The sequence below is a fragment of the Micromonospora polyrhachis genome (genome assembly GCF_014203835.1).
Classification (GTDB): Bacteria; Actinomycetota; Actinomycetes; order Mycobacteriales; family Micromonosporaceae; genus Micromonospora_H; species Micromonospora_H polyrhachis.
This window is the reverse complement of record NZ_JACHJW010000001.1, coordinates 6,132,424-6,145,615: the sequence shown is the minus strand read 5'-3', so window position 1 is coordinate 6,145,615 and position 13,192 is coordinate 6,132,424. Positions and strand designations below refer to the sequence as shown.

The 13,192-nt window shown below is 71.1% G+C and carries 7 protein-coding genes; 4 read left to right on the top strand and 3 right to left on the bottom strand.

The features are described 5' to 3' along the window. Window positions 1–9: 9 nt before the first annotated feature. Window positions 10–4,218 (top strand): S8 family serine peptidase, encoded by a 4,209-nt coding sequence (locus tag FHR38_RS27250; protein ID WP_184537561.1) that lies wholly within the window; start codon window positions 10–12, stop codon window positions 4,216–4,218. 121 nt (window positions 4,219–4,339) lie between these two features. Here the strand turns inward: FHR38_RS27250 and FHR38_RS27245 are convergent, their stop codons facing one another. Together FHR38_RS27245 and FHR38_RS27240 are read right to left on the bottom strand one after the other, a co-directional pair. Then, on the bottom strand, window positions 4,340–5,263 hold the full coding sequence (locus tag FHR38_RS27245; RefSeq protein WP_184537559.1) for a GNAT family N-acetyltransferase: 924 nt from the start codon (window positions 5,261–5,263) through the stop codon (window positions 4,340–4,342). A 10-nt stretch (window positions 5,264–5,273) separates the two neighbouring features. Next, window positions 5,274–6,542, bottom strand: coding sequence for a M20 metallopeptidase family protein (locus FHR38_RS27240; protein WP_184537557.1), 1,269 nt, complete (start codon window positions 6,540–6,542; stop codon window positions 5,274–5,276). Window positions 6,543–6,823: 281 nt separating this feature from the next. On the opposite strand from FHR38_RS27240, the gene FHR38_RS27235 reads away from it, so the two are divergent. Further along, a complete protein-coding gene (locus tag FHR38_RS27235) occupies window positions 6,824–9,133 on the top strand; it encodes a SulP family inorganic anion transporter (protein ID WP_221449208.1) in 2,310 nt (769 codons plus the stop codon). 18 nt (window positions 9,134–9,151) lie between these two features. On the opposite strand, the gene FHR38_RS27230 is transcribed toward FHR38_RS27235, so the two are convergent. Beyond that, window positions 9,152–10,027, bottom strand: a complete 876-nt coding sequence (locus tag FHR38_RS27230) for a glycosyltransferase family 8 protein (protein ID WP_184537553.1) — start codon at window positions 10,025–10,027, stop codon at window positions 9,152–9,154. 228 nt (window positions 10,028–10,255) lie between these two features. Between FHR38_RS27230 and FHR38_RS27225 the strand changes: the two genes are divergently transcribed. Next, window positions 10,256–12,907 carry an MXAN_6230/SCO0854 family RING domain-containing protein gene (locus tag FHR38_RS27225; protein WP_221449207.1) on the top strand — a complete coding sequence of 884 codons (2,652 nt, stop codon included), beginning with the start codon at window positions 10,256–10,258 and terminating at the stop codon, window positions 12,905–12,907. A gap of 9 nt (window positions 12,908–12,916) precedes the next feature. Further along, window positions 12,917–13,147 (top strand): DivIVA domain-containing protein, encoded by a 231-nt coding sequence (locus tag FHR38_RS27220; RefSeq protein WP_184540285.1) that lies wholly within the window; start codon window positions 12,917–12,919, stop codon window positions 13,145–13,147. Window positions 13,148–13,192 lie beyond the last annotated feature (45 nt).

Sequence of the window (13,192 nt, the reverse complement as noted above, 5' to 3'; positions counted from 1 at the left end):
CTCAAGGGCATGATCGAGCCCTTATCCGCCAGCCGACGATGGGTCGCGACAGCGACCGCCGCCGGGCTGGCCGCAACCCTGCTCACGCCGGGGCCCTCGACCGCCGCCCCCGCCTCCGGCCCAGCCCAGACCGTCATCGTCGAGTTCGACGCCACCCCGACCATCGCGGCCGCCCCGGCCCGGGGCATCGTCGACGCCCAGGCCGCCGACCGGGTGCGGGTGGCCCGCGAAGCGGTCACCAACGCCGAGCGGGGCGTGACCGCCGCCGCCGAACGCGCCCGGATCAAGCTGACCCACCGGCGGTCGTTCCAGGTGCTGCTCCCCGGCATGGCGATCGAGGTGCCGGCGAACCAGGTCGACGCCCTGCGCCGACTGCCCGGGGTGAAGGCGGTGCACGCCATCACGACGTTCCAGGCCCGTACCGTGGACAGCGTGCCGCTGGTCGGCGCACCCGAGGTGTGGCAGCGCAAGGACCCGGCCGGCAACCCGGCCCGGGGCGGCGGAGTCACCGTGGCGGTCGTCGACACCGGAGTGGACTACCGGCACCCGGCCCTGGGCGGCGGCTTCGGCCCCGGCCACAAGGTCGCCGGTGGCTACGACTTCGTCAACGACGACGCCGACCCGATGGACGACCACAGTCACGGCACCCACGTGGCGGGCATCGTCGCGGGCAGCGGCGCGGGTGGCGACAAGGCGGTGACCGGGGTCGCGCCGGACGCCACGCTGACCGCGTACAAGGTGCTGGACGCGGGTGGCAGCGGCACCAGCGAGGACATCATCGCCGGCATCGAGGCGGCGGTCGACCCGGCCAACCCGTACCGGGCCGACGTGGTCAACATGAGTCTCGGCGGGTTCGGTGACGGCACCGACCCGGTCGGGCTGGCCGCCTCCCGGGCGGCGAAGTCCGGCGTGGTGGTGGTCGCCGCCGCCGGCAACAACGGGCCGGGCGAGCGGACGGTCGGCACGCCGGCCGCCGCGGACGGGGTGATCGCGGTCGGCGCGTCCACCAGTGGCCTGCGTATCCCGGCCGTCCACCTGGCTGGCCCGCGTGCGGGCGAGCGGATCGAGACGTACCGCACCCCGATCTCGGCGAACCCGCCGGTGACGCCGGTCACCGCCGACCTGGTGGACCTGGGCGACGGGACACCGGAGGACTACGCCAAGGCCGGTGACCTGCGCGGCAAGGTGGTGCTGGTCGCCGGCCCACCACACCCGGCCGGCAACTCGGACGACGCCGCCCGGTTCGCCGAGGTGGAGCGGCGGGGAGCGCTGGCCGCGATCGGCTACACCGGCGGCGCGACCCGGCCGACGGCGGCCGGTGAGCTGCCCGCCACCGCGTCGAAGAAGCTGGGGGCCGAGGACGATCTGCGCCTGGACCGGCTGGTGGTGCTCGGCATCACCGACTCCTATCAATACCAGCAACTGCGTACGCTGCTGACCGCCGGACCGGTCCGGGTGACCGTGTCCGGCGAGGACGTCACCGACCAGATCGCCAGCTTCTCCTCGCGCGGCCCCGACCCACGTTGGCAGCTCAAGCCGGAGATCGTCGCACCGGGCGTGGAGATCCGCTCGTCGGTGCCCACCGACCAGTGGCCGGCCGGGGTCTACCGGTTCAGCGGCACCAGCATGGCCGCCCCGCACGTGGCCGGAGCGGCGGCGTTGCTGCGTCAACTCTGGCCGGACGCGTCCGCGAACCGGATCGGTGCGGCGCTGATCGGGTCGGCGAAGGCGGTACCGGACGCCGCAGCAGGGGTGGCCGGCGCCGGTCGACTCGACCTGCCGGCCGCGCTGGCCGCCAGCGTCACCGCCGATCCGCCCGCGCTGTCGTTCGGCTTGGCCGACCTGTCCCGGTCCCCGGTTCGGGTCTCCCGGACGGTGACCCTACGCAACGACAGCAAGCAGTCCCAGCGACTCAAGCTGAAGGTCGTCCCGAGTACGGGCAGTCCCGGTACGGTCCGGGTCGAGCCGAGCCAGGTGACGGTACGCGCCGGTGGCCAGGCCACCGTCACCCTCCGGGCCACCACCACCGCCCCCGACCAGGGCAGCGCCGACGTCTCCGGTTGGCTGACCGTCGCCACCTCGCAGGGGGTGGCCGACCTGCGGGTGCCGTACCTGATGCCGGTACGGACCCCGGGGGTCCATGTCACGCCCGACCCGAGTGACGGGCGCAGCGAGGCGTTCGTCTACACGGTCGAGCCGACCGCCGGCACCCCCACCGTCACCGTCCGGGGCCCGAACGGGCGGCAGCGTACGGCCACAGTCCGGCACGATAACGACCTGTGGTGGCGGGCCGAGGTGACCGGTGACGTGCCCGGCGTCTACACGGTCACCACGACCGTGCCCACGGCAACCGGCAAGAAGCTGGTCGGCCGGGCCTCGTTCCAGGTGGCCACCGAGCCGGGGCGCACCCGGTGGGAGCTGATCGGGCCGTACTCCTCCGGTGGCCGGATGTCCACCACGCCGGCCGACCCGAACCGGCTCGCCGTCACCCTGCCGTACGTGGCGGGCGTGTGGATCACCACGGACCGGGCCCGCACCTGGCGCTACGAACGGATCACCCCGGTCGCCGGTGGTCATCCCACCGTTCTGATCGACCCGAAGCGGGCCGACCGGATGTGGGCGGCGGTCAAGGCCGAGGGTGACCCGACCTACCGGGGCAAGGTGCTACGCACCGACGATGCTGGAAAGACCTGGCGTACCCTGCCGCTGCCGGATCTCGCGTTCGACGCGTTCGTCCAGGCACCGACCGGTGGGGCGTTGGCCGTGGTGGCCGGCGACACGATCTGGACCAGCCGCGACGGTGGCGACAGCTGGACCTCGACCGCCGCGCCGTGGGCGGGTGCGGTCACCGCCGTCGAGTTCGCCGGTGCCGACCTGTACGTGGCGACCAACGACGGATTGTGGCGGTGGGCTGGCCTGACCGGCGCGCTGCAACTGGTCCGACCGGTCGACGACTTCGCCAGCCGACCCACCAATCTGGCGGTGGCCGGCGACACGGTCGCGGTGGCCCTGATGAACGACACCGTCCTGGGCAGCACCGACCAGGGCCGGACCTGGCAACAGTTGCTGAAGCCGACGAGCCTGTTCACGCTCAGCGGTGCCGGTGACAACCTGCTGGCGGACGGATTCCGGCAGACTTTCCTCAGCCGGGACCGGGGCCGGACCTGGACGAAGATCACCGAGCCGCTGGAGACGATCACGAACGACCTGGCCCAGTGGCCGGACGACAACCGAACCCTGCTCTTCGGCATGGACAACACCGGGGTCTACGCCACGACCGACGGCGTGAGCTACAAACGGCTCGGGGTGCCCGGAATGTCCGCCGACCAGATGCTGGTTACCGACGGCAAACTGATGGTCGGCACCCCGACCGATGTCTACCGCACCGCGCTGCCGTCCGGTCCGGACAAGCTGGACTGGGGTGGCTCGGAGGGCGAGGGCCGGGTGGGCCACAGCATTCGCGGGTTGGCCGCCGCGCCGGACGACCCGCGTACGGTGTGGAAGCTGTACATGAACGGCTACTTCGGCATCCGGCTGGTTCGCAGCAACGACGCCGGTGACACCTGGTCGCAGGTGGTGCAGAACGACCTCACCCCATCCGGTCTGCTGGTGCATCCGGCCGACTCCCGGCAACTGTTCATCTCCTATCGCGACATCGCGGGCGCCGGCCTGTTCGTCACCCGCGACGGCGGTACGAGTTGGAAGAAGATCGACCACAAGGCCCAGTACACGGCGATGGCGGGCGATCCGCGCGACCCGAAGCGGGTGTGGCTCGGTGACCAGAACGGGCTGTGGCGCTCCGACGACGGCGGGACCACCCGGGTGAAAATGCTCGACGGCCCGGTCACCGCGATCCACTTCGACGGCCGACGGATGGTGGTCGGCGGAGCGAAGATCCGGGTCAGTACCGACGGTGGTCGGCACTTCGCGACAGCGCACCAGCTCGGCACCGGCCAACACGGCCTGCCGATGCGGGTCAGCCAGGTGATCGAGGTCGGCGGGGTGCTCTACGCCGGCACCACGGCCTACTCGGAGGCCGGACTACTCAAGGGCGGGCGCGGAGTGCTGTTCAGTGTGGATGGTGGACGGGTCTGGCTGAACATGGGTGCCGGCCTGCCGGACCCGTCGGTGCGCTCGCTGGCGGCCAGCCCCGACGGCCGGTGGCTCTTCGCCGGCACCGAGTCCGGCGGCGTCTACCGACTACCGATCCGCCGCTGATCCGGCTGGCTCGCCGGTCCCGGTGAGCAAAAGCCGGCTCAGCCGGACCGGGACACCGAGGTGCGCGGTGTCCCGGTCCGGCTGGCCGGCTTCACTCTCCGGTCGCGCGGCGCATCCGTGGTCAGTCGGTCAGGTTCCGCAGGTAGCGCCACTCGCGGGCGGCGACCTGATAGCCGAACCACCCGTTGATCGCCAGCATGGGTGCGTTCTCGGCGTCGTTGCCGGTGAACGCCTCGCTGCAGCCGGCCAGTCGGGCCCGCCGCAGCGAGTCGGCCTTCGCCTGCTTGGCCAGCCCTCGGTTCCGGTAGGCCCGGCGGGTGCCGGTCATCCCGGACCAGTACCGCCCGCGCCGGTCGGTCTGAGCGACGCTGAACGCGACCGCCATGCCGTCCATCACCACCACCGAGGTCAGGTCCCGATCCAGGTCGGGGCGGTGCCAGTAGAGGGCGAGCCAGTCCTCGTAGTTCATCGCGTCGCTGTCCACGTCGCCGGGCTCGTCGGCCGCAGCCTCGACGTCCAGGTCGTAGAGCGGCCGAGGGTCGTCGGCGAAGTCTGCGGCGGTCCGCAACCTCGCCCCCTCGGGCAGGGGCGGCAACGACGGCAGCGCGATGGCCGCGAGATCCAGCCGGGAGAAGTAGGACGAGCGGCTGCGCTGGTAGCCATGCCGCTGCGCGAATCCGGTCGACGCCTCGTCGTCCAACACCCACGCGTACGCCGTACTCGCCCCGAGCCCGGTCAGGTATCCCTCGGCGGTGGTCAGCAGGGCAGTGCCGGCACCCCGGCCCCGCGCGTCGGGGGCGACGCTGAGGTTGACGAACGCCTGGCCCGGTTTGCTGCTCTCGGCGAAGATGCCGGTGCTGGCGCTGCCGACGACCTGCCCGTCCACCTCGGCGACCAACAGTCGGTGCCGCTGGTTGCCGGGAGCATGGGTCACCTGCCAGGCGACCAGCTCCGGGGTGAGCACCAGGTACGGGATCGCCGCCCGTTTGGTCTCGGCCGCCGCCTCGGCGTCGGCCGGCTGAAAGTCCCGAACGATGATCGACATGGGCGGCAACCTACCCGGGCGGCAGCTCCGTCGCCCTCCAATTTCCTCGTGGGCGGGGCACGTCCGGTAGGTGGGTGCTGCCCGACACCGACGGCCGGTGGAGCCGGCGGACGGCCAACTCGGCGAGAAGTGCCGCCCCGTCAGCCAGCACGCTGTCGTCGAACGCGGCCCGGGGCGAGTGGTTGGGCGCGCCGGCAGCCGGCTGGTCAGCCGCGCAGGCACCGAGGAAGACGAAGGCACCCGGCACCCGGTCCAGCACCCGGGAGAAGTCCTCCGATCCGGTCATCGGGTTGGTCAGCGGCTCGAAGCGTTCCTCACCGAAGACCTCCCGTACGGTCTCGGCGGCGAAGTCGTGCTCGGCGGCGTGGTTGACCGTCGCCCCGTACTCCCGGTCGTAACGCACCTCGGCCCGCAGACCGTGCGCGGCAGCGATGTTGTGGCACAGCCGTACGCTCTCCTCCGCCATCTGGTCGCTGACCGCCGTGGAGAAGGTGCGAATCGTCGCCTCGAAGCTTGCATCGTCCGGAATGATGTTGCGCCGGGTGCCGGCATGGAACGAGCCGACCGTGATCACGACCGGCTCGAACGCGTCGAACCGCCGGTTGACCATGGTGTGCAGGGCGGTCACCATCTCGCAGGCCACCGGTATCGGATCGAGTGTCTCGTGTGGCCGGGAACCGTGCCCTCCAGCACCGACGACCCGGACGAAGAGCCCGTCGGAGGCGGCCATCAGCGGGCCGGGCCGGGAGGCGAAGACCCCGGTGGGTAGCAACGAGGAGAGAACGTGCAGTCCATACGCGGCGTCGACCGGGCGGCCGGCGGCGGTCAGCACCCCCTCGGCGATCATGTGCCCCGCACCGTCGCAGCCTTCCTCCCCTGGCTGGAACATGAACACGACATCGCCAGCGAGGTTCTCCCGCCGGGCGGCGAGCAGCCGGGCGGCACCGACCAGACCGGCGGTGTGCAGATCGTGCCCGCAGGCGTGCATGGCTCCGTCGTGCTGGGATGCGTAGTCCAACCCGGTCTGTTCGGTGACCGGCAGAGCGTCCATGTCGCCGCGCAGCAGCACCACCGGCCCGGGGCGACCACCGCGCAGCACGGCGGTCACCGAGGACAGCTCCGTGCCGGTGCTGATCTCCAACGGCAGGCCGTCGAGCGCGGCGAGTACCCGTTCCTGGGTACGGGGTAGGTGCAGGCCGATCTCCGGAATCCGGTGCAGGTCCCGTCGCAGGTGGACCAGGTCGTCCTGAAGCGCCTTCGCATCCTGTCGCAGACTCATCGGTCTCCTCGTTGCGTTCGCCCGACCCGACCGGCGGCCAGCCGCCCGGCCCACCTCAAGCCCACTTCGTACTGGGCCTGATCGGAGGCTATCAGCGGATGCCCCGCCGATCGGTGCAGGCCGCTGTCATGGCCACCGATACCGATCCGCCGATCGACCGGGGCGAGTCAGGACTCCGGCTGAAACTTCACCCACCGTTAACGGCGACTCGTCGCCGAACGGCCGATCCGGGCGTTAGTCCTTTCGGCGGGTCTGGCCCGCCATTCCTGGAAGGAGCTGCCGTGACCGCCGCTTCACCACCACGTATCGCCCGTCGCCTCAGCCAGTCCTACGCCACCGCCTGGTCCAGGTTCCGTCACTGGCCGTGGCGACCGGACCTCGGCGCGTCCCTGGTCGTGTTCCTCGTAGCGCTGCCCCTGTCGCTGGGCATCGCGGTCGCCTCCGGCGCACCGGTCGAGGCGGGCATCATCGCCGCCGTGATCGGTGGCATCGTCGTCGGTGTCCTCGGCGGTGTCCCCTTACAGGTCTCCGGCCCGGCCGCCGGCCTCACCGCGGTCGTCGCCGAACTGGTGTTCCTCTACGGCTGGCGGGTCACCTGTTTCATCACCCTTGCCAGCGGTGTGGTGCAGATCCTGCTCGGCCTCAGCCGGCTCGCCCGGGCGGCGATGGCGATCAGTCCCGCCGTCATCCACGGCATGCTGGCCGGAATCGGCATCACGATCGTCCTCAGCCAGCTACACGTCCTGCTCGGCGGCGACCCGTTCACCTCCGCCCGGGCGAACCTACTCGAACTGCCCGGGCAGCTCACCGCGCACATTCCGGCCGCCGCGATCGTTGGCCTGGGCACGGTCGCGCTCACCGTACTGTGGCCGATCCTGCCCCGACCGTTGAACCTGGTCCCACCGCCCCTGGCAGCGGTCACGGTGATGACCCTCGTCTCGCTACCGATGGCACTGCCCCGGGTCTCCCTGCCGACGGAGCTGCTGAGTTCGCTGGCCCTACCGGAGCTACCCGACAGCCAATGGGGTGCCATCCTGCTGGCCATCCTCACCGTCGCCCTGGTCGCCAGCGTGGAGTCGCTGCTCTCCGCCATGGCGGTGGACCGGATGCACGAGGGGCCACCAGGCGACCTCAACCGGGAACTGATCGGGCAGGGAGCGGCCAACACCCTGTCCGGCCTGGCCGGTGGGCTGCCGGTGACCGGGGTGATCGTACGGAGCACCACGAACGTACTGACTGGAGCCCGCACCCGCGGCTCCGCGATCCTGCACGGCATCTGGATCGCCATCTTCGCCCTGGCGCTGGTCCCGGTGGTCCGGCAGATTCCGTTGGCCGCGTTGGCCGGTCTGCTGGTCGTGATCGGATTCCGGCTGGCGGTGAGTTGGGCCCACATGCGAACCCTGGCGAGGCACGGCGAACTGGTGGTCTACCTGGTGACCCTGCTCGGCGTGGTGCTGCTCAACCTGCTCCAGGGAATCCTGCTGGGCATCGCGGCGGCCCTGCTCTTCGCGCTGCACCGCGCGCTGCACGCCCCGGTGCAGGTCGTCTCCCCGGAGAACACGACCGCCTCGTGGCGGGTCGTGGTGGCGGGAAATCTGACCTTCCTCTCCCTGCCCCGTCTGGCCCGGCAACTCGCCACCATCCCGGCCGGCAGCCGGGTATGCCTGGAGTTGCTGGTGGACTACCTGGACCACGCCGCGTACGAGATGCTGGACAACTGGATCCGCAGCCACGAGCGCGGTGGTGGCGACGTGTTCATCGACGAGGTGGCCTCCCCGGTCTTCAGCAGCATCCGGGCCGGTCGGCCACCCCGGGGTCGGGCAAGTCAGGCTCCGGTCCCCCGATGGTTGGCACCCTGGTCCCGCTGGCAGTCCGCCTGCCATCGGGAGGGGGTGGACCAACTGCTCACCGGGGTGGACGAGTTCCATCGTCGGACCGCCCCACTGATCCTCGACGTACTCGGTGAGCTGAAGGACGGTCAGGAGCCTTCCACCCTCTTCCTGACCTGCAGCGACTCCCGGGTCGTACCCAACGTCATCACCAGCAGCGGGCCCGGCGACCTGTTCACCGTTCGCAACCTCGGTCCGCTCGTCCCGGGACCGCACGTGGTCGGGGACTCCACCCTGGCAGCGGTGGAGTACGCCCTCGACGTCCTGCGGGTCCGCACCATCGTGGTATGCGGACACTCCGGGTGCGGGGCGATGACGGCGCTACTCGCCAGCGCCCAGGACCGATCCGCCATGCCGTCGGTGGACGGATGGTTGCGACACGGACTGCCCTCGGTGCAGCGGGCCCGGCGGGTCCACTGCGATCAGAACCCGGTCGACCAACTCGGCCGGCTGAACGTGGTGCAGCAGTTGGAGAACCTGCGTCGACTGCCGGCGGTCCAACGTGCCGAAGCCGAGGGGCGGCTGCGTCTGGTCGGGATGATGTTCGAGATCGGCAATGGCACGGCCCTGATCCTCGACGAGGTCACCGGCCAGTTCGCCCCTGCCGGGCCGGGCAGATCCACCCCGACCGGCCAGAACGGATTCTCTCCGGCAGAGCCGGACCGCCTCGCCGAGACCGACCAGGACGAGCCGGTCCCGTGATCCACCCTGGCGCTGCGGTCAGGGCACGGAGAGAGCAGGTGGTTTCGGGGTCGGACGCCAGCCCGCCCAGGGGGTCAGATCCACCGCCCGCATGAAGAGGCGGGTGAATTCCGGCCGGGTCCGGGGTGCCCCGGGTTTGGTGTCCCCCAGGAAGTGCACGATCCCGGGGCGGGTGGCGGCCCGCTCCGGGAAGTGGTTCCACCGGTCGGGCAACCGGCTCCACCGGTTCTGCAGGACCACGTTGAAGCCGTACTGGTCGTACTGCGGCCAGCGGTCCCGGATCAGGAGCCGGTCCCGGTCGAGCTGGCATCGGCGGAGCACGCGTTCGCCGATGCCCTCGTTCCGCCAGATCGCCAGGTCGGCCACCATGACCCCGGAGTTGAAGTAGGGGGCGCCCCCGTCGAGGCCAAGCTCCTGCCAGTGGCTGATGGCATCGCGGATGACCGAGACGAGGTCGCCGACGGCCGCCACTGGCCGGCCGTCCAGCGGCCAGTTCCAGAGCGGACGGAGATCGTCGAGAACGAGGGTGTCGGCGTCGATGTAGATCACACGCTGCACGGTGACCGGAAGGATCCTGGGCAACAGGCATCTGAAGTACTGCGGGGCCAGCAGCATCGGGTCCGGGTCGATCCCCCACCGCTGGTAGCCGTCGGCGTCCATCCGGATCCAGTGGACGGTGATTCCCTCGGCTCCGCACTCCACCCGCCGCTGCTCGGCAGCGGAAACGTCCGCATGCAGGATCGTCAGTTCGACCGGGGTGGCCGGGTCGCGGTGGGCGGCCAGCGACTGTGCCATGGCCGCGGCGTACGGCAGGTATCGCCGGTCAGTTGCCGTCGCCACCCGGATGGTCGAACCCGGACTGCTCCCATCCGCGACGGGAGGGTCGTCTGGCATGCAACGGGATGCTACCGGTACGAGTGGAATCTGGGAGTCCCGAAGAACCGGGGCCAGATACCCGGATGCGCCTGTCCCGCGTCCACCGGTAGCCTTCCGTGCTACGGCGAGGGCGGCTCCTGGGCGTGCTTCCTTCTATTTTTTCTCTTAAAAAACTAGTACGCCCGATCTCCGCCCTCGCCGTCCCATGTCCGTCCCATGTCCGTCCCGTGTGAGCGGAGGTTGACCGTGTCCGGCCTGGCCATCGCGACCTGGACGACGGATGCCAAGGGTGATCCGCTGGCGGCGGTCCTGCTCCGCCGGACGGGTCTGGTCGCTCCCGGACTACTGACCGGCGGTGGCCAGAAGGCCAAGCAGTCGGGTCGCCGCTCCGCGTTGACCGCCGAGGGCCTGCTGGCGCTGGAAGCCGACCTGCTGTCGATGGGCTGGCTCATGGGTCCTCGGCTTCGCGACCACCTGGCCGGGCAGCCGGCCGAGCAGCTCGCCGCCACCGGGCTGGGCCTGCTGGTCGTACTGGAGAGGCTGGTCGGCGCGGACGTACCGCACGTCCCCCTGTTCCGGAGGTTTCCGCGTAGCGTCCCGGCCGACACCTACGACCTCTACGTCCAGCGGGTCTTCACCCTGCTCCTCCAGGAACCGCACCAGCCTTGTGTCCTGTGTGGGAAGTGTTCCACCGTTCGGCCGGTGGCACCCTGTGCCCACCTGATTTGCCACGCATGCTGGGACATGACCGACTATTCCGGCTGCCCGCTGTGCCAGCGCCGCATCGACCTGGCGGAGCCGTTCCTACCGGTCACCGCATTGCCGAAGGGCGGCAAGCCGATCCCGATGCCGCGCCGGGCCGCCGTACTGGAACTCGCCGTCGACCTGAACCGTTCCGTGTACCAGCTGATCACCGGGCTGCTGGACCGGCAGACCCCGCTGGCCCCGCAGGACCGGGCCGACCTGACCGTACTGCTGGATCAGGTGGGGCACGGCGACCTGGGCTGGCTGCCGGAGCGGATCCCCGTCCGGGAGACCCGGGCGGTGGTGCTCGGTCGGCTGGTCGCCGACCCGGCCCTCGCCGACCGACTGCCCGACCTCCTGGCCACCCACATCGGTACGGCCACCGACGTACTGCGCCTGCTGTACGTGCTGCACGGCGGCGACCCCGGCCTGGTCGACCCGCCACAACGGCACCGATCGCTGCCGCGTCGGGTACGCCGGGCGCTACTCGACCGGCTCGACGCACTGCCGCTGCCCGCGGTTGCGGCGGACCTGCGCCGGCACCATGTCGCCTGGCTGCACGCCACCGAGCAGCTACATCCGTTCGAACAGGCCCACCGGCACCCCCGGGCGGCGGTGGCCTTCGCCGTCCTACGCCGTACCACCATCGACGAGTCGACCCCGCTCGGGCGGCTCCTGACGCAAACCGCCTACAAGCACTCGGGGGCGCTGCGCCGGGACGGAACGCGGCTGCGGCTGATCGGCTGGGCGGGACAGGTCGAGGCGGCCATGGCGGCCGACGATCTGGCGAGCGCCCTACGACTGGCCGCGCAACGTCCGGGCGAGTTGCTCCGCCGACTGGTGGCGCTGGCCGGTCGTACCGATGATGGTGACGCCCTGGTGTCGGCGGTCGCCGAGGCCGTGCCGGCCGTCGCGCCCGGCGTGCTGCTGGCCGCGCTCGGGGCGGTACGCGCCGCGACCTGGCCGGCCGGCACCCGGCTCTACTTCCCGCGTGGCGGCAGTGCCCGGCTGTTCACCGAGCCGGACCGCCGTCCCCGGCTTGCGGCCGACCTCGGCGGTGAACTGGACCTGTTGCTGGCCGACGAACTACTCGCTCGCGCCGGCACCCTGCCGGCGGTCGAGGCGGCCCTGCTGGACGCGGCCCTGGCCGACCTGGTCGCGCCCTTTACCGAACGGAATGCCTCACCGTCGCTGGTCCGGCTGCCCCGGGGTAGCTGTCAGCCGCTGCCGGGGGGCCGGATCGTCCGGTTGTTCGTGCACTGGACCGAGCCGGCGCGGACCCGGGTCGACCTGGACCTGTCGGTGGCGCTGTTCGACGGTGGCGGGAGTTTCGTCGGCTGGTGCGACTACACCCGGCTCCGGTTCGCCGGCACCGCCGCCGTGCACTCCGGTGACCTCACCTCGGCCCCAGCTCCGCTCGGCGCCAGCGAGTTCGTCGACCTCGACCTGCCCGCGCTACGCAAGCGCGGTATCCGGTACCTCACGATGATCGTCTTCAGCTACGACGGTGTCGCGTTCGAGGCCATGACCGACGCGTTCGCCGGGTTCATGGGCGACCCGGGTCGGGGCGGCCAGCCATTCGAGCCGAAGGCGGTCGAGCAGCGATTCGACCTGACCGGCAACGTCAAGATCGCCACCCCGCTCCTCGTCGACCTGCAGACCCAGACCCTGCGCTGGATCGACGCCACCATGAGCGGTACCGGCGGCCAGCACAGCGTGGCCCGTTACTCGCGAACCCTCGGGCGACTCACCGCCGCCGTGAACCGGTACTTCACCGCCGGCCACCGGATCAGCCTCTGGGAAGTGGCCGGCTGGCACGCGGCGGCCCGTGCCCGAACCGTGCACGTACGACACCGGGATGGCGGCCTGGTGACCTACCGGCGAGGCGAGGACGAATCCGTGCCAGCGTTCGCGCATCGACTCACGGCACTCGGCCCGGCCGACGGCGTACCCACCGGCAATGAGCCCCATCCCGCCGCCGCCGGACCGCAGACCACCGACGGCGCGCCGCTGCCCGGCTTCGCCGCCCTGGTGCGCGGTGACGTCGAACTGGCCGACGGCGCGCAGGTGTACGCCCTGCACCGGGCGGAACTGGATGCCAACCGGGTCGATCTGCTGGACGCGGCGCAACTGGTCGGCCTGCTCACCCGGTAACGTTGCGCCATGCCTGTCGATGCCCTGCCCAACTTCACCATCGTGCTGCGCGGCTACGACCCCGCCCAGGTAGACGCGGTCGTACGGCGTGCCGCCGAAGCGCGAGTGTCCACCGACCCCGCCCAGCGGTCTGCGGTGCTGTCCGAGTTGAGCAACACCAGACTGCTGGTGAAGTTCCGGGGGTACGACCGTTCCCAGGTCGACGACTACCTCCGCCAGGTCACAAACCTGCTCCGTTAGCGGTACACACCCCCCAGCCATCGGCTGCGCGAGGGCGGGACTTGT